Genomic DNA, 21,966 nt, shown 5'->3' on the forward strand with positions numbered 1-21,966 from the left:
CACACAGAACCGGAGAATCGCACCGCGATCGGATCGGCGGGGACGCGGCATTCGATGTCGGCGCGGTTCTCCGCTCACGGTCAGCACGTCTGAACCGCCGGCTCAGCCGACGGAACAGACGGCAGAAGCACCGGATGCCACGCCCCCGAGGGAACGTGGCATCCGGTGTGCGGAGTCAGACCAGAGACTCCCGCCACGCCGCGTGAAGCTGGGCGAACTTGCCCGTGCCGGCGATGAGGGCGTCGGGAGCGTCGTCCTCGATGATGCGGCCGTGCTCCATGACCAGGACGCGGTCGGCGATCGCCACCGTGGACAGGCGGTGGGCGATGATGATCGCCGTGCGGTCGGCGAGGAGCGTCTGCAGGGCGTTCTGGATCTGACGCTCGCTGGGGATGTCGAGCGAGGCGGTGGCCTCGTCGAGGATCAGCACGGCCGGGTCGGCGAGGAACGCGCGCGCGAACGAGATCAGCTGACGCTGACCCGCCGAGACGCGGCCACCGCGCTTGTTCACGTCGGTGTCGTAACCGTCGGGCAGCTTCGAGATGAAGGCGTCGGCGCCCACGGCGCGGGCGGCGGCGCGGATCTCGTCCATCGTGGCGTCGGGCTTGCCGAGCGCGATGTTGTCGGCGACCGTCCCGCTGAACAGGTATGCCTCCTGTGTGACCATCACGATCGCTCGGCGGAGATCCTTCGGGTGCAGGCGACGCAGGTCGACGTCATCGAGGGTCACCGAACCCTTCGTCGGGTCGTAGAAGCGCGAGATGAGCTTGGCGAGCGTCGTCTTGCCGGCGCCGGTGGTCCCGACCAGGGCGATCGTCTGCCCCGCGGGGATGTCGAGCGTGAACTCCGGCAGGATGACGCGGCCCTCGGTGTAACCGAAGGTGACCTCGTCGAAGCGGACGTGCCCGCGGGCACTCCACAGGTCTACGGGGTCGATCGGGTCGGGAACCGTCGGCTCCTCCTCGAGTACGCCCGACACCTTCTCGAGCGCCGCCGTTGCGGATTGATAGGAGTTCAGGAAGAACGCGACCTCCTGCAGCGGCGAGAAGAAGTTGCGCACGTAGAGGACCGCCGCCGTGAGCACACCGATCTCGAGCGGCCCCGCGATCACTCGTCCACCGCCCCACAGCAGCACGACCGCCACCGAGACCGCCGCCACCGCCATGATGCCCGGCTCGAACGTTCCGAAGAGCCTGATGGAGCGCATGTTGACGTCGCGATAGTCGGCGGCGAGCTTGCCGAACTCCTGGTCGTTGCGGGGTTCTTTTCGGAACGCCTTGACGGCGCGGATGCCGGTCATGGACTCGACGAACTTAACGATCACCTGCGCGCTGATGACGCGCGACTCACGGTAGATGACCTGCGAGCGCGAGTAGAACCACCGCATGAGCAGGTACATCGGGATGCCCATGACGGTCAGGATCAGGCCCGACTGCCAGTCGATGAGGAACAGAGCGCCGAGGGTGAAAAGTCCGTACAGGACACCCGAGACGAGCTCGTTCAGACCGCCGTCGAGCAGCTCGCGGATGGTGTCGAGATCGCTCGTCTGACGCGAGATGATGCGGCCCGACGTGTACGACTCGTGGAACTCGAGGCTGAGCTTCTGCGTGTGCAGGAAGATGCGCTTGCGGAGGTCGAGCATGACGGCCTGCGTCAGACGCGCAGCGACGACGACGTACCACCCGATCAGGACGGCGCCGCCGATCCCCGCGAGCAGGTACACGCCGACGACGCCGATGGTCGGCATCCAATCCGATCGCTCGATGACGGCCGGCAGGGCGTTGTCGATGCCGAACGCGATGAGGGCGGGACCGGCGACGCGGAGCGCCGTCGATACGACGAGTACGGCGCCGGCGAGGACGAGCTGCCAGCGCAGGGGCGAGACGAGCGAACCGAGAAGGCGCAGCGAACGCTGGCGGATGGAGCGGCTCTCGTCGCGCGTGTAGTCGGAGCGGTCCTCGCCGCTGGTCCCGGAGACGGTGGCGGTGCTCATCGGGTCGCCTCCTTTCCGGCGAAGGAATCATCGTCGATGACGGGGATCGCCCCCGTTCGCGCTTCGCGCTCAGCCTCTTCGAGGCTCGAGATCACGTAGCGGTAGTGGTCGCTCTGCCGGAGCAGGTCGGAGTGCGTGCCGACTGCGGTGATACGCCCCTCCTCCAGAAGGGCGACGCGGTCGGCGAGGGTGACCGTCGAGGGCCGGTGGGCCACGATCAGGGCGGTCGTCTCGCTGAGCACCTCGCGAAGGGCATCCTCGACGAGCGCCTCGGTGTCGACGTCGAGCGCCGAGAGAGGGTCGTCGAGAACGAGCACGGCCGGGCGGGCGGCGACGGCGCGCGCAAGGGCGAGACGCTGACGCTGGCCACCGGAGAGGCTGAGCCCTTCCTCCCCGATGACGGTGTCGAGGCCGTCGGGCAGGTCGTACACGAAGTGGGCCTGGGCCACCTGCAGCGCCTCGCGCAGGATCTCTTCGGCCTCGTCGGACCCGGGCGTGAGGTCCTCGCGACCGAGCAGCACGTTGTCGCGCACGGTCTGCGAGAACAGCGTGGCGTCTTCGAATGCCATGCCCACGTGCCGGCGCAGCTCCGCGAGGGTGAGATCGCGCACGTCGACACCGTCGATCAGCACGCGACCGCCGGTGACGTCGTAGAGGCGGCCGGGAAGCGTCGTGAGCGTCGTCTTGCCCGAGCCGGTCAGACCGACGAGGGCCATGGTCTCGCCCGGGTGCAGCACCAGGTCGACGCCGTCGAGCAGGTCGCGCTCCGTGTCCGCGGCATCCTGGTAACGGAAATGGGCGCTCTCGAACGTCAGCTCTCCGCGAGGCTGCGCGATGGTGCGCGGGTTCTCAGGGTCGACGATCGTGTTCTGCTCGTCGAACACCTCGAAGATGCGATCGGTCGCCGTCCGCGCGTCAAGCAGGAAAGAGAAGAGAAAGCCGATCGATTCCATCGGCCAGCGCAGCACGGTCGCCATCGCGAAGAACGCGACGAGTTCGGGCACCTGCAGCTGCCCCAGCTGGGTCAGCACGATTCCGGCGCCCAGGCAGACCGCGAAGGCGATGTCGGGAAGCAGCACGAGCCAGAACCAGATCCACCCGACCGCGCGGGCCTTGTCGATCTCGGTCTCGCGCAGCGACTCGGCCTGACGGGTGAACTTCTTCAGGGCATGTGCGCCGCGGCCGAAGGCCTTGAGGACGCGGATGCCGTGAACGCTCTCTTCCACGGAGGTGGCGAGGTCGCCCGCCTGGTCCTGGCTCTGCCGCGTGAGCGCGCCATAGCGCTTCTCGAACCGGAACCCGACGTAGATCACCGGGGCGGAGGTGACGAGGAAGAGCGCGCCGAGCACCCAGTGCCAGCGGAACAGCAGCACGGCGCCGATGGCGATCGTGAGCATGTTGACGACGAGCAGGATGACGCCGAAGGCCAGCCAACGACGGAGCATGCTGATGTCCTGCATCATGCGCGAGAGCAGCTGGCCGGACTGCCACCGGTCGTGGAAGGCGACCGGCAGGCGCTGCAGGCGCGAGTAGAACGACTGGCGCAGGTCGTACTCGACCTTGGTTGCGGGCGCGAGGACGAACCAGCGCCGCAGCCACACCATCGCGGCTTCGGCGAGGCCGAGACCGAGCACGGCGAGGGAACCCCACACCAGGGCGGTGGGGTCGAGGGAGGCGATGGGGCCGGCGACGATCTGCTCGAGCACCAGGGGGATGGCGAGCGCCAGAAGGCTGGCGATGAGCGCGGTGACGGCACCGGCGATGAGGCGCGGGAGTACCGGGCGCGCGATGGGGAGAAGCCGCGCGAGCGCGCGCGGCGTCGAAAGACGGGGCGGATGAACGGAGGGAGTCATGATCCTCGTGGGGTCGAAGCGGGCGCCGGGATCGGGCGCAGAAAGGGGTGCCGGAGGCGCGACGAAAATCGTCAGTCGGGGCGAAGCGGTGCGTCGAAACGCGAACGCGGAGCCCTAGAGGCGTCGGCCGGGTCGTGAGACGGCGGAGGGCGCGACGACGGCCGGGGCGACGAAGGCGTCGGTCTGGTCCATGGCATCCTCCTTGTTCGATGAAGCTTCCGCGGGGGGACGGCAGCCCTCCAGAATATGCCTGAGAGAACGCTGGAAGCAAGAGTCTCTTCCCCAATTCCCGCCGGTCAGGTCGCCGATTCGCGCGACAGCAGACTCTGCTTCACTCGCGTTCCCCAGGCGAAACCCCCCATGGATCCATCCGCGCGCAGGACGCGATGGCAGGGAACGAAGAGCGCTACCGCGTTCCGCGCGCAGATGGACGCGGCCGCCCGCACAGCCGTCGGAGACCCGAGCGCTGTGGCGAAGCCCGTGTAGGTGAGGGGCGTCCCGGGCGTGATGGCGCGCAGCGCCTCCCACCCGGCGAGTTGCAGGCGCGTCCCCCGCTGAGAGACGACGACGGAGTCGATCGCACCGATATCGCCCGCGTAGTACGCACGGACGGCATCAGCGGCCGCCGTCGTGCCCCGACGGATGTCGGCTGGACGCTGATCCGGTCGGAGCCGTGCGAGAACGGCGTCGGTGTCATCGGTCCACCCCGACACGATCACCCGGTCGGCCTCATCGGCGAGGATCGCGAACGCACCGTCGGGGGTATCGACGAACTGGAGGGTGGCGGCGGTCATGCGGGGTTCTCGCTCTCTGTGACGGAATCGGGTGAGGGGGTCAGGACGACGTCGGCGCGCATGCCCGAGGCTCGCCGACGGGTGGGGGACGCCGCGACTGCGGCCGCCGTCTCGGCCGGTGCGCGCCAGGACTGGGTCACCGGAGCGGCATACCAGTAGTGCGCCATCGCGTAGCTGCGCCAGGGCGCCGATCGCTCCGACCACGCGGTGAAGCCCGCCGGATCGGAGGGGAGTCCGAGGGCTGCCGCACCGGCGCGGGCCGCGACGTCGCCGGGAAGCAGGACATCGGGATCACCGAGCACGCGCATGCGCACGTAATCGGCTGTCCACGGGCCGATCCCCCGCATCGCCAGCAGCCGCTCGCGCTGCTCCGCGCCGTCGTCGCCGGCGCCGAGCTCGAGGCGGCCGTCGGCCAGCGCTGCCGCCGCCTCGACGATGGCCCGCATGCGCGCCGCGGGCCCGCGAAGGACCTCGAGCCCGTGCTCGGCGATCACCGCCGGCGTGGGGAAGAGAGTGAGCGGCCTCGGGCCGATGGCGGTGGGTTCGCCGAGTTCGGCCGTCAGCCGGCCCTGCATGGTCCGGGCCGACGCCACGCTGATCTGCTGCCCGATCATGGCCCGCAACAGCATCTCGTGGGCGTCGACCGCACCGGGAACCCGCACACCGGGGATCGCCGCCACGGCGGGGGCGAGCTCGGGATGCCGGGCGAGAGCCTCGTCGATCGCGAGGGGATCGGCGTCGAGATCGAACAGTCGGCGAACGCGGGCGATGAGCGTGCCGAGGTCGGCCAAGGCCGACAACCGCGCGCGCAGTCGGAGCCGACCGTCGTCGGCGAGGCGCACCTCGAACCATGCCGGGCCGCCCGGGAGGCGAGCGACACGCGCGAACGAGCGGTCGCCGCCCTCCTCGACGCCCGGAATCGCATGAGCCCTCATCCACCCGAAAAGGCCGACGGTGTCGATCGGCCCTCGCACCGGCAGGGCGAGGTCGATCTCGCCCGCCGCGGCTTCGACACCCGAGGTGTGGGAGCGTCGCGCACGGAGATCGCGCGGCGGCATCCCGAACACCTCGCCGATGGTCTCGGTGAACTGACGGATGCTCGAGAACCCGGAGGAGAACGCCACGTCGGCCGAGGGGAGGTCGGTCCCCACCAGCAGCGCCCGTGCGGTGTGCGCGCGCTGCGCGCGGGCGAGCGCGAGAGGCCCGGCCCCGAGCTCGGCGGTGAGGAGCCGGGTGAGGTGCCGCGACGAATAGCCGAGGCGCCGCGCGAGCCCCGGAACCCCCTCGCGGTCGACGACGCCGTCGGCGATGAGGCGCATGGCCCGCGCGGCCACGTCCTGGCGGACGTCCCACAGGGGAGAGCCGGGAGCGGCCTCGGGCAGACACCTCTTGCAGGCGCGATAGCCCGCCTCGTGCGCCGCGGCGGAGGTGGCGTAGAAGGTGACGTTCTCTTCCTTCGGCGTGCGCGCGGGACAACTCGGACGGCAGTAGATGCGCGTCGAACGCACCGCCGTGACGAACTGCCCGTCGAAGCGGCGGTCGCGCGACTGGATCACGCGATAGCGCTCGGCGAAGCCCGCGGGCTCGGAGACGGAAGTGGTCATGGCATCCACCCTGCCATCGACCTCCGACATCGACTGGCGGAAATCGGACACGGCCGTGCGGGCCGGCTCGACCGTCCCCTCCCGGTCGTCGGGCCTGGGCGCAACCCCCGTGCGATGTCGGAGGTCGTGGGTAGCGTGAGGATCATGAGCGAACGCGAATACGACCTCATCGTCATCGGCGCCGGCCCCGTCGGCGAGAACGTGGCCGACCGGGCCGTGCAGGCCGGTCTCACCGCCGCCATCGTCGAATCCGAGCTCGTCGGCGGCGAGTGCTCGTACTGGGCGTGCATGCCCTCGAAGGCTCTCCTGCGCAGCGCCGCAGCCCTGCGCGCCGCCCGCGACGTCGACGGTGCGAAGCAGGCCGTCACCGGCGACCTCGATGTCGACGCGGTGCTCCGCCGTCGCGACACCATGACCAGCGACTACGACGACTCCGGTCAGGTCGAGTGGCTGCAGGGCGCAGGCATCGACCTCGTGCGCGGCCACGGCCGCCTGATCGGCGAGAAGCGCGTACGCGTCACCGCCGAAGACGGCGCGACGACCGACCTCCTCGCTCGGCATGCGGTCGCCGTCTGCACCGGCTCCGCTGCCCTCCTCCCCGATATCCCGGGTCTCGCCGACATCTCACCGTGGACCAGCCGCGAGGCCACCGCCGTGCAGCGAGTCCCCGGTTCTCTCGCGATCATCGGCGGCGGCGTCGTGGGCGCCGAAATGGCGACCGCGTTCCAGAGCCTCGGCACCACCGTCACCCTCATCGCCCGCTCGGGCCTTCTCGGGGGCAACGAGCCGTTCGCCGGCGAGCTCGTCGCATCCTCGCTCCGCGACCGCGGCGTCACGATCAAAGAGGGAGCGGATGCCACGTCCGCCCGCCGCGACGACGACGGGCGCGCGGTGCTCGAGCTGTCCGACGGCACCACCGTCACCGCCGACGAGGTTCTCGTCGCCGTCGGTCGCACTCCGCGTACCGGCGATCTCGGTCTGGATGCCGTGGGCCTCGACGCCGACACCTGGCTCGACGTCGACGACACCCTCCTCGTCCGCGGTTTCGACTGGCTCTATGCCGTAGGCGACGTCAACCACCGCGCCCTGCTCACCCATCAGGGCAAGTACCAGGCCCGGGCCGCGGGAGACGTGATCGCCGCTCGGGCGAAAGGCGACGAGGTCGACGACGCTCCCTGGGGCGCGCACGTCGCCACCGCCGACCACGACGCGGTCCCCCAGGTGACGTTCACCGACCCTGAGGTGGCATCAGTCGGTCTCACCGCACAGAAAGCGGAGCAGAAGGGCCTGAACGTGAAGGTGCTCGACTACGACCTCGCAAGCATCGCCGGGTCGAGCGAGCAGTCCGACGCCTACGTCGGCAAGGCCCGTGCGATCGTCGATCTCGACCGGGGTGTTCTCGTCGGCGCCACCTTCGTCGGGCCCGATATCGCCGAACTGCTGCACTCCGCCACGGTTGCGATCGTCGGCGAGGTGCCGGTGAAGCGTCTGTGGCACGCGGTTCCCTCGTACCCGACCGTCAGCGAGGTCTGGTTGCGCCTGCTCGAGACGCTCGGGCGCGGCTCCGCCTGAGACCGGGGCCCGCGCGATCGCCGAGAAACGCTCGGCCCCGCCCCCGCTCGAGGCGGGGCTCCGACGTGCGCCGAGAAGCGCGCGAACGAAACGGGCTCGCTGCGTCACGTTGTCCCACTCAGCGCGGTGTTGTTGGCGGCGGTTTCGTCCTCCACGCCCGCGCCCGCACGGCGTAAGGTCGCCTCATGCCCCGCATCGTCGCCCTCCTTCGTGGCGTCGGCGGACCGACGGCGCTGAAGATGCCCGCGCTGCGTGAGGTGTTGGCATCCGAGGGTCTGGGTGAGGTCGAAACGCTGCAAGTCGCCGGCAACATCGTGCTCGACGACGGCGGGCGCTCCCCCGTCGAGATTGCGGGCGTGATCCGCGGTGCCGTGCGCACGGCGTTCGGCTTCGACCTCCCGGTCATCGTGCGCACCCACGATGAACTCGCGGATGCGCACGCTCGGAATCCGTTCGCCGGCGCGGCCGAGGGTCGGTGGGTTCAGACCGTGTTCCTCGCGGAACCTCCGGCTTCGGGAACAGAGATCGTCGTCCCGGCGGATTACCCCGAAGAGGCGTTGCTGGATGGTCGCGAGGTGTTCGTGCGGTATCCCGAGGGAATCGGCGGCTCGAAGCTGCAGGCAGCCTGGTTCGAGAAACGCCTCGGTGTGACGGGCACCGCGCGCAACGCGAACACGGTGGCCAAGCTCGTCGCGCTGAGCGCCTGACCGCGGCCGCGCACCCGACCGCAGGCGCGAGCCCCGCTCGGGGCGCACTCCGCCGTTCGGCGAATCCCGTCCACCACCGCCGCGAAACGCGCCCCACAGCGCACACCGCGCCACCCCGACCACGCATAAACGCCATGTGCGCGCAGAAACACGAGCACCACGCGTTTCTGCGCGCGCACCGTGTTTTTACCCCGCACCCGCACCGACACCCGCCGCGCAACCCCCGCAACCCGCACCCGCTCCAAACCCCCGCAGCCCCGGACCCCGCGCAGCCCGCAGCCCCGGACCCCGCGCAGCCCGCATCCCCGCATCCCCGCGCCCTGCAACCCGCGTCTCCGCGCCCTACAGCGCACACCGCGCAACCTCGACCACGCATAAACTCCGTGCGCGCTCAGAAACACGAGCACCACGCGTTTCTGCGCGCGCACCGCGTTTCTGCCCGAAGCCCGCGCCGGCAACCGCCCCGCACACGCACCGACACCCGCCCCAAACCCCAGCACCGCCCCCGCACACGCGACGACGCCGCCGCAGCCGAAGCTGCGACGGCGTCGAACGCACCGAGAGGTCTCAGTGGAAGAAGTGGCGCTCCCCGGTGAAGAACATGGTCACTCCGGCGGCGCGCGCGGCGTCGATGACCTCGGCATCCCGAACCGAACCGCCGGGCTGGATGATGGCCGAGATGCCCGCGTCGATCAGCACCTGGGGGCCGTCGGCGAAGGGGAAGAACGCATCGGATGCCGCGATGGAGCCGCGCGCACGGTCACCGGCGCGCTCCACCGCGAGGCGGCACGAGTCGACGCGGTTGACCTGGCCCATACCGATGCCGACGGTGGCCGACCCCTGGGCGAGCACGATCGCGTTCGACTTCACCGCGCGGCACGACTTCCAGGCGAAGATGAGGCTCTCCATGTCTTCGTCCGCGGGACGCTCACCCGAGACGAGCTCCCAGTTCTTCGCGACCGACTCGATGTCGTCGGGGAAGCGGTCCGCGTCCTGCAGGAGAAGCCCGCCCGAGACGAGGCGCACGTCCATGCGCTCCTGCTGCCAGTCGGCGGGCAGGCGCAGCACGCGCAAATTCTTCTTGAGCTTGAACACCTCGAGCGCCTCGGGCTCGAAATCGGGGGCGATGACGACCTCGGTGAAGATGTCGCGCAGGTTCTCTGCCATCTTGAGCGTGACCGTGCGGTTCGCGGCGATCACGCCGCCGAACGCCGACACGGGATCGCACTCGTGCGCGCGCAGGTGCGCCGAGGCGATCGGGTCGAGGGCGTTGGGGGCCGCGACCGCGATGCCGCAGGGGTTCGCGTGCTTGATGATCGCCACGGCCGGCTTGACCATGTCGAAGGCGGCGCGCAGCGCAGCGTCGGCGTCGACGTAGTTGTTGTACGACATCTCTTTGCCCTGCAGCTGCGTGGCCTGGGCGATGCCGTGTCCGCCGACGCGCGTGTAGATCGCGGCGCGCTGGTGCGAGTTCTCGCCGTAGCGCAACGTCGACAGACGCTCGGCCTGGATCGTCAGGTGCGCGGGCAGATCGATGTCGTCGGCGAGGGTGCCCTCGGCGAACCACGTCGACACGGCGGTGTCGTAGGCGGCGGTGTGCGAGAACGCGCGGGCCGCGAGCTCGCGGCGCTGCGCGAGGGTCGTGCCGCCCTCACCCTGCAGCGCGTCGATGATGGCGGGGTACGACTCGGGCGAGACGACGATGGCGACGTTCGCGTGGTTCTTCGCCGACGCGCGCACCATGGCGGGGCCGCCGATATCGATCTGCTCCACCACGTCGTCGCCCTGGGCACCGGATGCCACGGTCTCGACGAACGGGTAGAGGTTGACGACCACGAGCTCGAAGGGGCGGATCTCCAGCTCCTCGAGCTGCGCCTCGTGCGAGGCCAGGCGCAGGTCGGCGAGCAGTCCCGCGTGCACGCTCGGGTGCAGGGTCTTCACGCGCCCGTCGAGCGACTCGGGGAAGCCCGTGACGGCCGAGACGTCGGTGACGTCGTACCCGGCGTCGCGCAGCAGAGTCGCCGAGCCCCCGGTCGAGACGATCTCGACACCGGCGGCGGCGAGTGCTGCGCCGAGGTCGAGCAGACCGGTCTTGTCGCTCACCGACACCAGCGCGCGGCGGATCGGGACGACGTCGCGGGGGCGGTAGTCGGCGGGGTCGTGGCGGGGTCCGGCCATGGCGTTCGGCTCCTGTGTCTCGAGTCGGGTTCGGATGCGCGACGGGCCGACGCCCGTCGGGCGGGTCAGGCGGTTCGGGATGCCGCGGCGGCGAGGTCGAGCTCGCCCTCGGCGATGCGGCGCACGACGTCGATGAGCAGACGTCGTTCGACGGGTTTGATGCGATCGTGCAGAGAGTCCTCGTCGTCGCCGGGGAGCACCGGGATGCGCTCCTGCGCAAGGATCGGGCCGGTGTCGACGCCGGAATCGACGACGATCACGCTCGCTCCGGTCTGCTCGACGCCCGCGGCGAGGGCGTCACGCACCCCGTGCGCCCCGGGGAACTCCGGCAGGTACGCGGGGTGGGTGTTGATGATGCGCGGTTCCCACGCGGCGACGAGATCGGCCGGCAGCAGCCGCATCATGCCGCTGAGCACGACGAGGTCGGGATTCCACACCGACAGCTGCGCACCCAGCTCGGCGCCCCACTCCTCACGAGAGGCGAACGCACCGAAGGGGACGAGGAAGGTCGGGATGCCGAAGTGCTCGGCGTGGGCGAAGCCGTCGGCCTCGCGATCGGCACCGACCGCGATCACGCGCGCCGGGAAGCCGGGGGCCGAGGCCGCCTCGAGCAGGGCGCGGAGGTTCGAGCCGGTGCCGGAGATGAGGACGGCGACCGTGAGCACGCGCTCAGTCTACGCAGGTGCGTCCGCGCGCGCGGGCCCTCGAGAGCAGCCGGGGACCGCCGGCTCGGAGCCTGCCGTACCGGCCGAGCGGGTCGGGCCCGGGCCGAACGCCCCGGGGCGGCCGGCCCGATCGCGTGGTGGTCAGCGCCTGTCGTCGGGCTCGCCGCCGTGCTCCGACCAGGCGGCGCGGATGCGCGCACGTACCTCGTCGTCGCTGAGTTCGTCGGGTGCGCCCCCGCTCGCGCCCGCCACGGGGCTCTCGGAGACAGGTGGCGCAGAGACGGGCGGCGAAGACACGGGCGACGCTGAAGAAGGGGATGATCCCCGAGCGCTCCCCCGTACCCCCAGCGCGGTGTCGGTCGCCACGGCATCCGGATCGCGGTACGAGCTCGGCCAGACGTCGTGCGAGATGCCCGCGCCGGCGGGCGAGCCGGTCGGGGTCGGGCCGGTCCAGTGCTCGTCGCGGTCGAAGGGCGTGTGCTCGCGCGCGGAGAACGAGAAGCCCCGGTCGTCGCGCTCCTCGTACCGGTCGTCGCCCTCGTACCCGCCGAAGCGCGGGCTGAGCAGCAGGATCGCGAGCCCCACCAGCACCTCGAGGCCGAGCGTCAGGGCGAGCGGGCCCGGCTGCGGGCCCGTATCGGCGAGGCGGCCGGGACCGATCGACCCCGACGAGACCACGGCGGCGAGGGCACCCATGCCGCCGGTGAGCGCCGCGACTGCGACGGCCAGGACCAGCCGGGGTCCCAGCGGCTCGGGGCCGGTGGTCGATGGCATCCGGGATCGCAGGATCCATCCCGTCAACGCGCCCACGGCGATCGGCAGCAGCACGAGCAGCAGCAGCCACGACGAGGTCGAATCGGGCACCGCACCCAGCACCGGGATGCCGGGGAGCGCACCGACCTGCGTCGCGGCCGGGGTGACCGCGGTGTCGGCGCCGAGGGCGAAGCCCGGCCCGGCGGCGAACGACATGGCCCAGAGCACGAGCGTGGGGAGGTAGAAGAGCTGACCGAGGGCGATGACGGTCGCGCCGATACCGTCGGCGTTACTGGCCTGGTACAGCCCGATCACCTGCGAAGCGCGAGCGATGAGACCCGCCAGCACGACCACCGCGCCCACCGAGACGAGCCCCAGAGTGGTGATCGCCAGGCCCCGCAGCGCGAGCGCGGGAACGGGCGCCCAGGCGCTCGGCATCCGCTCGATCCATCCGCGCACGGCATCGACCGGCCCGTCGTCGCCCACGCGCCAGGCGCCCACGACGGCGCCGATGAGCGAGGGCACGAGGAAGATCAGCGTCGGCAGCAGGATGGCGAGCCAGGTTTCGGATGCCACGAGCGAGGCCTGTGAGGTGAGCGCGATGCCCGCCGAGAGAGCCGCGAAGACGAGAGAGCCCGAGAGCCACCCGGTGAGACCGGCGCCCGCCTCTGCGGCGCGAGAGCCGGAACGGGCGGCGAAGAGGCCGGTGAAGGCCGCGAAGGCCAGGGGGGCGAGAGACAGCGTGAAGGTCGCGAACGTCGGGTCGATGCCGGTCGCGGCGAGGTAGGCGTCGGGCAGGGTGATGGTCACCGGCACGAGGTGGCCGAGGTGCCAGATCGCGGCCGACGCGGGCCACAGAGCGCTCCAGTCGGGGTCGCCGACGCCGAACACCCACAGCAGCGTGAGCGGTGCGAGCACGACGGCGATGCCACCGGCGGTCGCCAGGACGGCGTCGAGGGCGGCGAGGAGAGCGATGAGGAGGCGATGCATGGGCGAGAGGAACCCTACCCGCGCCGCCTCAGCCCGCCCCTCAGGCGCGGCGGCGAGCGCCCGAGACGAGCCTGCGCAACGCGGTGAGCCAGGCGCGCGAGGTCGTGTCGAGCTCGGCGGGCGCGTCCGTCGTTGCGTCTGAGGAGCGCAGATCTGCCCCGGCGAACGGGGCGACGCGCGCACCGCGCCATCGCTCCCACACCACCGCCGCCAGGCGCGGGTCCGCACCGATCGGGGCGGTGGTCAGATCGGCCTGCGCCTTCTCGATCACGCGCGAGAAGTGCCCCGGTGCGAGGACGTAGCTCGCGGCGACGGTGCGTCGGCCGTCCGCGCGTGCTGCGGCCACGGCATCCGGGATGCGGGGATCGGATGCCGCGGCGTAGGCCGTCACGACGGGGCCGGTGACACCGGCATCCGCCATCAGCTCCGCCATGCGTTCGACGTCGACCACGGCGCCCGGGCGGGTGGAGCCGGCCGCGGCGAGCACGACGGTGTCGTCGGGACCCGCCCCGGCGGCGCGGACGCGGTCGGCGAGGATCTCGGCCAGCACCGGGTGGGGCCCGAGAGCGGGGGCGACGGGCAGTCCGCCGGCGGCCTCCACCAGGTCGACCTCGGTGTGGTAGCCGGTCGACAGCAGCAGGGGCACGATCACGATGTCGTCCGTGCGCTCGCGAGCTTCGGCCACGACGTCGGTGACGGAGGGACCGTGCACGTCGACGTACGCCTCGAGCACGTCGACGCCCGCCGGAGCGGTGGCGCGCAGCACCTCGAGCAGTTCGCGCACGACGACGCGGCCCTCTTCGAACCTCGTGCCGTGGGCGCAGGCGATCAGTACGGCGGTCATGCGTCCTCCTCGTCGATCACGTCGAGCCGGTATCCGCGCTTGTAGACGGTGCGGATCAGGTCGAGCCCGCCGAGCGCGTCGCGGGTGCGGGCCACGGCGACCTCGACGGCGTGCCCACTCGCCTCCGAGCTCGACAGCGCGGCGATCAGATCGGCGCGCGAGACCACCGCCCCCGGCGCGCGCCCGAGCGCGCGCAGGATCTCGACGCCGGTGCGCGGCAGGGGTGTGAACTCCCCGTCGAGCACGATCCCCGATGAGCGGATGCCGAGGCGCCCGACCGTCGTGGGGATCAGCGCCGCGTCGGCTCCGCCGTAGTGCGTCACCACGGCGCGCACGAGCGCCCCGAGACGTCCGCGGTCGGGGATGAGCGGAGTGATGCCCGCCTCGAGGAGGGGACCGGCGGTGATCGGCCCGACGGCCGCGACGAGGACGTGCCCGCGGGCGGCTCGGGAGGCCACTCCGTCGAGCGCCTCGGCCCGTTCGGCCGCGAGGATCCACTCGCGCGCAGCGGGAGCGGAGGTGAACAGCACCGCGTCGATCTCTCCGCGTGCGACCTGCTGGGTAGACGCGGCGACGACCTCGGGATCGGGCGGCGGCCCCCAGCGGTAGATGGTGAGGCTGGTCACGCGGGCTCCGGCGGCTTCGAACGCCTCGTCGAGGCCGTCGGCCCCCGAGCCGTGGTGCTGCACCGCGATGTGCAGTCCGTCGATCCCCTCGGCCACGAGGAAGTCGCGCAGTTCGGCGGCCGTCTCGCTCTCGGCGACCCAGTCGGCCTCGAAACCGGCCTGCTGGATCGCGCCGCGCGCCTTCGGGCCACGGGCGACGATCCGTGCGCCGTCGAGCACGGGAGCGAGCGCATCGTGCAGGCCCGCCTCGTCGGCTGTCTCCATCCACGCGCGGAACCCCACACCCGTCGTCGCCACGACGACGTCGGGCGGGTCGGCGATGAGCGACCGCGTCTGCGCGATCAGCTCGTCGTCGTCGACATGCGGGATGATCGTGAGCGCCGGCGCGACGCGCACGCGCGCGCCGTGCCGCTCGAGCGCGGCCGACAGCTCCCCCGACCGTCGGTCGACGGGGAGCAGCACGGTGCACCCCTGGAGCACCGTGCTGATCGTCCGCGCGGGTGTCGTCACCCGATGCCCTCCGGGTGCGCCGCGACCCGGACCGGAGCGTGAGCGGGCTGGAGCGATACCGCAGCTGCCGCGGGCGACGCGGCCGGCAGCAGAAGATCGGCCCGGGCGACCTCGCCGAACACCAGCACCGCGGGATTCGCGAGGCGGTGGGTCTCGGCATCCTGGATCGCCGTACCGAGCGTGGTGCGGATCGTGCGTTGAGCGGGTGTGTGGCCGTTCTCGACGAATGCGACGGGGCGCGTCTCGGGAGCGCCGGCGGCGCGGGCCGCGGCCACGAACCGCGGCAGGGCGCTCACGCCCATCAGCGCGACGACCGTGGCGCTGTCGTCGCGCAGGGCGGCGAGGGTCGCGTCGCTCGGGGTTTCCTGACCGTTCACGACATGCAGGGTACCGGCGACGCCGCGGTGCGTCACGGGCACCCCCGCGGCCGAGGGCACGGCGATCGCGCTCGAGATGCCGGGCACGACCTCGACCGCGATGCCGGCCTCGCGGCACGCGATGACCTCCTCACCGCCGCGGCCGTACACGAACGGATCGCCGCCCTTGAGTCGCACGACCCGCAGGCCCTTCGCCGCTCGATCGACGAGGAGGGCGTTGATCTCGTGCTGCGGCACCGGGTGATGCTGCGGGCGCTTGCCGACGTCGATCAGCTCGACGTCGTCGCCGAGCTCGGCGAGTACGCCGGTGGGTCCGAGCCGGTCGTGCACCACGACGTCGGCCTCGGCCAGCAGAGCGCGGGCGCGCACCGTCAGCAGGTCGATCGGGCCGGGACCGCCGCCGACGAGTGCCACGCTCCCCACGAGCGGGCGGCGTCGGCGGCGGAGCGGAAGGGCGCCTTCGGCGAGGCGCTGTGCGATCGCGTCGCGCACGGCGACGCTGCGGCGAGGGTCGGCACCGGCAGTGGAGACCACGCCCACCATGACGTCGCCGCTCGTGGTCTCGGCGGCCAGGCGCGCGGTGCCCTTGCCGCCGTGACCCGCGTTGACGCACCAGACGCGGCGGGCTTCGGCCGCCGCGACGACGGCGGCGTCGACGGATGCCGCCCCCGTGGCCGTGTGGCAGAACCAGGCCTCGTCGAGATCGGTGTCGGCGAATCCTCTGTCGATCCACTCGATCTCACCCGCGGCGGCGAGCGCGGCGAGCCCCGGCGTCGCGACGGGGGCGATCACCCGTACCCGGGCGCCGGCGGCACGCAGCCGCGCGATGCGCTTCTCGGCGACGGAGCCGCCGCCCACGCACACGACGAGCTTGTCGGTGAGGTCGAGGCCTGCGAGAGCGATCATCGGGGGTCCCCTTCGAGCTTCACGAATACATCCCCTTCGGCGACCGCGACCGGGTGCACGGCCACCGTCAGCGGGTCCTTGCCCTGCGTGTCGAGACAGGTTCCCGTGCGCAGGTCGAACACCTGCTTGTACATGGGCGAGGCGACGGTGGGCACTCCTCCGCGGTCGCCGACGATCCCACGCGAGAGCACCGCCGCCCCGCTGAACGGATCGATCTGGTCGGTCGCGAAGATCCGGCCGTCGAACGTCCGGAACAGCGCGACCTGCCGGTCGCCGAGGAGCGCCGCGGCCCCGCGCTCCACGAGCAGATCGTCGACGCGGCAGACGCGGATCCACCCGTCGCCCTGTGCCGATGCCAAGCCCGTCGTCGCGGCCGGGGTCCCGGCATCCGGAGTCGTCTCCATCAGAGTCATGACCGCACCGCCAGCGTCGTTCCGCCGATGAGCACCGCGCCCGACGCGCGTTCTTCGGCCGTGGCGGGTCGGGCCTGACCGCGCTCGGCGACGTAGGCAAGAGAGGGGTCGGCCTTGTCGGGAGCATTGACGAAGCTCTGGAAGCGCTTGAGCTTCTCGGGGTCGGCGAGGGTGGCGGCCCACTCGTCTTCGTAGGCGTCGATGTGGGATGCCATGGCCCGGTCGAGGTCGTCGGCGATGCCGAGGGTGTCGTCGAACACGACGCCCTTCAGCGCCTCGAGACCGCCCTCGTACTCCGCCGCCCACGGGGCCGTGCGCTGCAGCCGGTCGGCGGTGCGGATGTAGAACATGAGGAATCGGTCGATCGCCCGCAGCAGCCCGTCGTCGTCGAGACCCTCGGCGAAGAGCACCGCGTGACGCGGGGTGAAGCCGCCGTTGCCGCCGACGTACATGTTCCAGCCGGCCTCGGTCGCGATCACCCCGATGTCCTTGCCGCGCGCCTCGGCGCACTCGCGGGCGCAGCCCGAAACCCCGAACTTGATCTTGTGCGGCGACCGCAGGCCGCGGTAGCGCAGCTCGAGCTGCACGGCCATGCCCACCGAATCCTGCACGCCGTAGCGGCACCAGGTCGACCCGACGCACGACTTCACCGTGCGCAGCGACTTGCCGTACGCGTGGCCCGACTCGAACCCGGCGTCGACGAGGCGCTTCCAGATGTCGGGAAGCTGGTCGAGGCGGGCACCGAACATGTCGATGCGCTGCCCGCCGGTGATCTTCGTGTAGAGCCCGAAGTCGCGGGCGACCTCGCCGATCACGACCAGGCCTTCGGGCGTGATCTCGCCGCCCGGAATGCGCGGGACGACGCTGTAACTGCCGTCGCGCTGGATGTTGGCCATCACGTGGTCGTTGGTGTCCTGCATCGTCGCCAGCTCGCCGTCGAGCACGTGCCCCGAGTACAGGCTCGCGAGGATGCTCGCCAGAGCCGGCTTGCAGATGTCGCAGCCGCGCCCGGTGCCGAAACGCTCGACGATCGAGGTGAAGGTACGCAGCCCCGAGACCCGGACCGCGTCGAACAGCTGCGCCCGGGTGAACGAGAAGTGCTCGCACAGTCCGTTCGAGACTTCTTTTCCGGATGCCGCCAGCTCAGTCGCCACGAGCTTCTTCACGAGCGTGAAGCACGAGCCGCACGCCGCCCCGGCCTTGGTGCACGCCTTGACCTCGGCGGCATCCGCGCACTGGTGCTCGGTGACGGCCTCGCGCACGGTTCCGGCGGTGACGCCGTTGCACGAGCACACGATCGCGTCGGCGGGCAGGTCGCCCTGCGGAGCCGGGGCGAGGCCTTCGGGCATGAGGTAGGCCGCCGGATCGCCGCCGAGCGCTCGACCGACGAGCGGGCGCAGCGCGGTGTACGCCGAGGCGTCGCCGACCAGGATGCCGCCGAGCAGCGTCTGCGCGTCGTCGCTCAGCACGAGCTTCTTGTAGACGCCCGACACCGGGTCGGCGTAGGTGACGTCGAGCGCGTTCGGCGTCTCGGCGAATGCGTCGCCGAAGCTCGCGACCTCGACGCCCGAGAGCTTGAGCTTGGCCGAGGTGTCGAAGCCGGGGAAGGCGGCCGCGCCGCCCAGCAGGCGGGTCGCGGCGACCTCGGCCATCGCGTACCCGGGGGCGACGAGACCGATGCACTGCCCGTCGAAGCTCGCGACCTCGCCGATCGCCATGATCGCGGGATCCGAGGTGTCGCAGCCCTCGTCGATCACGACCCCGCCGCGGGCGTCGACGCGCAGCTCGGCCGCACGGGCGAGCTCGTCGCGGGGCCGCACGCCGACCGTGAAGACCACGATGTCGACGGCCTCCCACGTGCCGTCGCGCAGCTCGAGGCCGCATACGGCGCCGGTCTTGTCGGCATCCACCCGGGTCGTCACCGAGCTCGTGCGCACCTCGATGCCGCGCGCTTCGATGAGCCGCTGCAGGGTGCGCGCCCCGCCCAGGTCGAGCTGGGCAGACATCAGGCGCTCGTTCGACTGCAGCACGAACGGCGAGACGCCCTCGGCCTGCAGCGCCCCCGCGGCCTCGAGCCCGAGGAGACCGCCGCCGACGACCGCGCCGCGCAGGGGCCGGCCGAGCTCGGCCGAGCGCTTCGCGACCCAGGCGCGCATGCCGGCGACGTCGTCGAGCGTGCGGTAGACGAAGCACCCCTGGTGGTCGAAGCCGTCGAGGGCCAGGCGGGCGGCGAACGAGCCGGTCGCCAGCACGAGACGGTCGTACGCGTGCGTCGAGCCGCCCGCCGTGGTGACGGTGCGTGCCGCGCGGTCGATCTTCGTGACGCGCGCGTCGGTCTTCACCCGCACCCGTTCGTGATCGAGAACCGCGGGGTCGAGGGCGAGGTCGTCGGGGGTCTTTCCGCTGAAGATGCCCGTGAGACCGACGCGGTCGTACGGCCCGCGGGCTTCATCGCCCAGCACCGTGACGGACCAGCGGCCCTCGGTGTCGCGGCTGGTGAGGCTCTCGACGAAGCGGTGGGCCACCATCCCCGCACCCACGACCACGACGGACCCGGATGGGGCGGGGTGGAGCATGCCGTCACGGTACGCGGCGGAGTTTGCCGCGGCGTCAGCGGCGTGTTTCGTTCCGGTTGCGGGGTTCGAGCGGGCCATGCCCCGACGCTAGGCAGCCGAGGTTTCCCCCGCCCTCGCGCCCGCGTTACCCCCGGCGAACGTTTCTCTCACGCGGGCGCGGGGGTGGTGTGAGCTTTCGCCCGCGGCATCCGTCTCCGACTCTCCCGTGCCCGTACGGCGAGCGTCGTTCCGCTCCCCCGCTGAGTGTCCAAAACACCCGGACAGATTTTCGCGACGTCCGGGTGTTTTGGACACTCGATGCCGGTCGACCGGGTGGCGACGGGCGCCACGGACCGGTGTCAGTCGACCGGCTCGAGCACGAACAGCTCAATACGGCGGTCGGTCTTCTTCTGGTACTCGTCGTAGTCGGGCCAGACCTCGGTCGCGTAGCCCCACCACTCCTCGCGCTCGGCGCCCTCGGCCTGGTGCGCGTCGTATTCCTTCTTCGTCTCGCCGTCCTGCAGGGCGACGCGGGGGTTCTTCACCAGGTTGTAGAACCACGCCGGGTGCTCGGGAGCCCCGCCCTTGGATGCCACGACCGCGTACTTTCCGTCGTGCTCGACGCGCATGAGGGCCGTCTTGCGCAGACCACCGGTTTTGGCGCCGACGGTGCTGAGGACGATGATGGGTACGCCCCGCATGTCGGCGGACTCCTTGCCCCCCGTGGCTTCGAAGGTTTCCGCCTGCTGACGGGCCCATTCGCTGGTGCTGGGTAGATACTCGCCTGAGAGTGACATAGCTCACACGATACGTCGGCGTCTTCCCCTCCGGTCTAGCCCCTCCCCCTTTTTCCTGGAGCCTTCATGAGCGCTTCCGCTCCCGAGACCACGGCCGTCCCCGAACCGAAGAACGGCCTCGACCGCTTCTTCGAGATCACCGCCCGCGGCTCGACCGTCGGCGGAGAGATCCGCGGCGGCGTCGTCACCTTCGTCACGATGGCGTACATCGTCATCCTGAACCCGATCATCCTCTCGGGCACCCCCGACGTCGCCGGCAACGCTCTCGGCTTCTCGCAGGTCGCCGCCGTCACGGCGCTCACCGCGGGTGTCATGACGATGTTGTTCGGTCTGGTCACGCGCCTGCCGTTCGCGTTCGCCGCGGGCCTCGGGATCAACTCGTTCCTCGCGGTCGGCATCGTCGGGCAGGTCACCTGGCCCGAGGCCATGGGCCTCGTCGTCATCAACGGCCTCATCATCGTGCTGCTGGCGGTCACGGGCCTTCGCCGCATGATCTTCGAGGCGGTGCCTCTCGCCCTGAAGACCGCGATCACGGTCGGTATCGGCCTGTTCATCGCCTTCATCGGCTTCGTCGACAGCGGCCTGGTCACCTCGACCGGGCTCAGCTCGCCCCCGGTCGGCCTCGGTGTGGGCGGCTCGATCACGACGATCCCCACCGCGCTGTTCGTGCTGACCCTCGTCATCACCGCCGTGCTGCTGGTGCGCAAGGTCAAGGCCGCACTGCTGATCGGTCTGCTCTCGGGCACGGTGATCGCGGTCATCGTCCAGGCCGTCACGGGTCTCGGCGCCAAGGCCGACGGCAACCCCGGCGGCTGGGGCCTGAGCGTTCCGACGCTGCCCGCGCAGTGGGTGAGCCTCCCCGACCTGTCGCTGGTCGGCCAGGTCGACCTGGTCGGCTCTTTCGGTCGCATCGGCGTGCTGGCGGCCCTCATGCTCGTCTTCACCCTCGTCTTCACGAACTTCTTCGACGCGATGGGCACGATGACCGGCCTCTCCCGCGAGGCGGGCCTCGCCGCCCCCGACGGCACCTTCCCGCGACTGCGCTCGGCGCTGGTGATCGAGGGCATCGGCGCGGTGGCGGGCGGCGCGACCTCGTCGTCGTCGAACACCGTGTTCATCGAGTCGGGCTCCGGCATCGGCGAGGGCGCCCGCACCGGGCTCGCCAACGTCGTCACCGGCGCGCTGTTCCTGCTCGCGATGTTCTTCACCCCGCTGACGAGCATCGTCCCCACCGAGATCGCCGCCGCGGCCCTGGTCATCGTCGGTGCGCTGATGATGGCGCAGATCCGCCACGTCGACCTCAGCGACATGTCGGTGCTCATCCCCGTCTTCCTGACCGTCACCGTGATGCCCCTGACGTACTCGATCGCCAACGGCATCGGCGCGGGCTTCGTCAGCTGGGTGCTGATCCAGGCCCTGTCGGGTCGCGCGCGTCGCATCAGCCCGCTGCTGTGGATCGTCGCCGCCGGCTTCGTGGTCTTCTTCGCCCGCGGTCCGGTCGAGGCCCTGCTCGGCTGACGCCGGTGCGATGGAGGGGCCCGGATGCCACGGCATCCGGGCCCCTTCTCTGTCGCGGTGCTCCGCACGGCGCGCACTTTCTCTGTCGCGGTGCTCCGCCCGGCGCGCAATGCGGCCCCGGCGGCGGCGCCCGGCTGTCAGATCACGTGACCTCGCGCGGCAAGCCCGGGCCCGGCCGCCGAGATCACGTGATCGGGGCGAGCGCACACGCCGGGGCATGTGTTCTCGGCGGAGTCACGTGATCTCGCGCCCCGTCGTCGCACGCACGCAACCCAGCCGCGCGCGAGGCCGGCCGCACCCCGCCCCCGCCG

General features: G+C 71.4%; 16 protein-coding genes. 3 read left to right on the plus strand and 13 right to left on the minus strand.

Translation table 11 applies throughout. The features are described from left to right. Positions 1 to 175: 175 nt before the first annotated feature. The 4 genes from QE454_RS00915 to QE454_RS00930 form a co-directional block, all read right to left on the minus strand. Entirely contained in the window at positions 176 to 1,993 is a 1,818-nt protein-coding gene (locus tag QE454_RS00915) for an ABC transporter ATP-binding protein (RefSeq protein ID WP_307458967.1), read from the minus strand. Further along, positions 1,990 to 3,846 (minus strand): ABC transporter ATP-binding protein, encoded by a 1,857-nt coding sequence (locus QE454_RS00920; protein ID WP_309668494.1) that lies wholly within the window; start codon positions 3,844 to 3,846, stop codon positions 1,990 to 1,992. The genes QE454_RS00915 and QE454_RS00920 overlap by 4 nt, the downstream gene beginning before the upstream one ends. 296 nt (positions 3,847 to 4,142) lie before the next feature. Then, positions 4,143 to 4,640, minus strand: a complete 498-nt coding sequence (locus QE454_RS00925; RefSeq protein ID WP_307458965.1) for a methylated-DNA--[protein]-cysteine S-methyltransferase — start codon at positions 4,638 to 4,640, stop codon at positions 4,143 to 4,145. Next, entirely contained in the window at positions 4,637 to 6,244 is a 1,608-nt protein-coding gene (locus tag QE454_RS00930) for an AlkA N-terminal domain-containing protein (RefSeq protein WP_307458962.1), read from the minus strand. The genes QE454_RS00925 and QE454_RS00930 overlap by 4 nt, the downstream gene beginning before the upstream one ends. A gap of 144 nt (positions 6,245 to 6,388) precedes the next feature. Here QE454_RS00930 and QE454_RS00935 point away from each other — a divergent pair, with 144 nt between their 5' ends. Together QE454_RS00935 and QE454_RS00940 are read left to right on the plus strand one after the other, a co-directional pair. Further along, a complete protein-coding gene (locus QE454_RS00935) occupies positions 6,389 to 7,816 on the plus strand; it encodes an NAD(P)/FAD-dependent oxidoreductase (RefSeq protein WP_309668495.1) in 1,428 nt (475 codons plus the stop codon). A 185-nt stretch (positions 7,817 to 8,001) separates the two neighbouring features. Further along, on the plus strand, positions 8,002 to 8,523 hold the full coding sequence (locus QE454_RS00940; RefSeq protein WP_307458959.1) for a DUF1697 domain-containing protein: 522 nt from the start codon (positions 8,002 to 8,004) through the stop codon (positions 8,521 to 8,523). A 567-nt stretch (positions 8,524 to 9,090) separates the two neighbouring features. Here QE454_RS00940 and purH read toward each other — a convergent pair. The 9 genes from purH to QE454_RS00985 all read right to left on the minus strand — a co-directional run bounded on the left by purH (position 9,091) and on the right by QE454_RS00985 (position 20,137). Continuing rightward, on the minus strand, positions 9,091 to 10,701 hold the full coding sequence (gene purH, locus QE454_RS00945; RefSeq protein WP_307458956.1) for a bifunctional phosphoribosylaminoimidazolecarboxamide formyltransferase/IMP cyclohydrolase: 1,611 nt from the start codon (positions 10,699 to 10,701) through the stop codon (positions 9,091 to 9,093). 65 nt (positions 10,702 to 10,766) lie between these two features. Further along, positions 10,767 to 11,366, minus strand: coding sequence for a phosphoribosylglycinamide formyltransferase (purN, locus tag QE454_RS00950; protein WP_307458953.1), 600 nt, complete (start codon positions 11,364 to 11,366; stop codon positions 10,767 to 10,769). Between the two features lie 141 nt (positions 11,367 to 11,507). Further along, a complete protein-coding gene (locus tag QE454_RS00955) occupies positions 11,508 to 13,109 on the minus strand; it encodes a DUF6350 family protein (RefSeq protein ID WP_307458950.1) in 1,602 nt (533 codons plus the stop codon). A gap of 40 nt (positions 13,110 to 13,149) precedes the next feature. Further along, positions 13,150 to 13,953 carry a sirohydrochlorin chelatase gene (locus QE454_RS00960; RefSeq protein ID WP_307458947.1) on the minus strand — a complete coding sequence of 268 codons (804 nt, stop codon included), beginning with the start codon at positions 13,951 to 13,953 and terminating at the stop codon, positions 13,150 to 13,152. Next, positions 13,950 to 15,089 (minus strand): uroporphyrinogen-III synthase, encoded by a 1,140-nt coding sequence (locus QE454_RS00965; RefSeq protein WP_307458944.1) that lies wholly within the window; start codon positions 15,087 to 15,089, stop codon positions 13,950 to 13,952. The genes QE454_RS00960 and QE454_RS00965 overlap by 4 nt, the downstream gene beginning before the upstream one ends. After that, positions 15,086 to 16,372, minus strand: a complete 1,287-nt coding sequence (gene cobA, locus QE454_RS00970) for a uroporphyrinogen-III C-methyltransferase (RefSeq protein ID WP_210072215.1) — start codon at positions 16,370 to 16,372, stop codon at positions 15,086 to 15,088. The genes QE454_RS00965 and cobA overlap by 4 nt, the downstream gene beginning before the upstream one ends. Next, positions 16,369 to 16,785, minus strand: a complete 417-nt coding sequence (gene nirD / locus QE454_RS00975) for a nitrite reductase small subunit NirD (protein ID WP_307458942.1) — start codon at positions 16,783 to 16,785, stop codon at positions 16,369 to 16,371. The genes cobA and nirD overlap by 4 nt, the downstream gene beginning before the upstream one ends. Further along, the gene (nirB, locus tag QE454_RS00980; protein WP_307461198.1) at positions 16,782 to 19,361 is read right to left on the minus strand and encodes a nitrite reductase large subunit NirB; all 2,580 of its coding nucleotides are present in this window, start codon (positions 19,359 to 19,361) and stop codon (positions 16,782 to 16,784) included. Before nirB ends, nirD begins: the two co-directional genes overlap by 4 nt. A gap of 338 nt (positions 19,362 to 19,699) precedes the next feature. Further along, positions 19,700 to 20,137 carry a nitroreductase family deazaflavin-dependent oxidoreductase gene (locus QE454_RS00985; RefSeq protein ID WP_307458939.1) on the minus strand — a complete coding sequence of 146 codons (438 nt, stop codon included), beginning with the start codon at positions 20,135 to 20,137 and terminating at the stop codon, positions 19,700 to 19,702. Positions 20,138 to 20,203: 66 nt separating this feature from the next. Between QE454_RS00985 and QE454_RS00990 the strand changes: the two genes are divergently transcribed. Further along, positions 20,204 to 21,655 (plus strand): NCS2 family permease, encoded by a 1,452-nt coding sequence (locus QE454_RS00990; RefSeq protein ID WP_307458936.1) that lies wholly within the window; start codon positions 20,204 to 20,206, stop codon positions 21,653 to 21,655. Positions 21,656 to 21,966: the final 311 nt, after the last annotated feature.

The organism is Microbacterium sp. SORGH_AS_0454 (assembly GCF_031453395.1).
GTDB lineage: Bacteria > Actinomycetota > Actinomycetes > Actinomycetales > Microbacteriaceae > Microbacterium.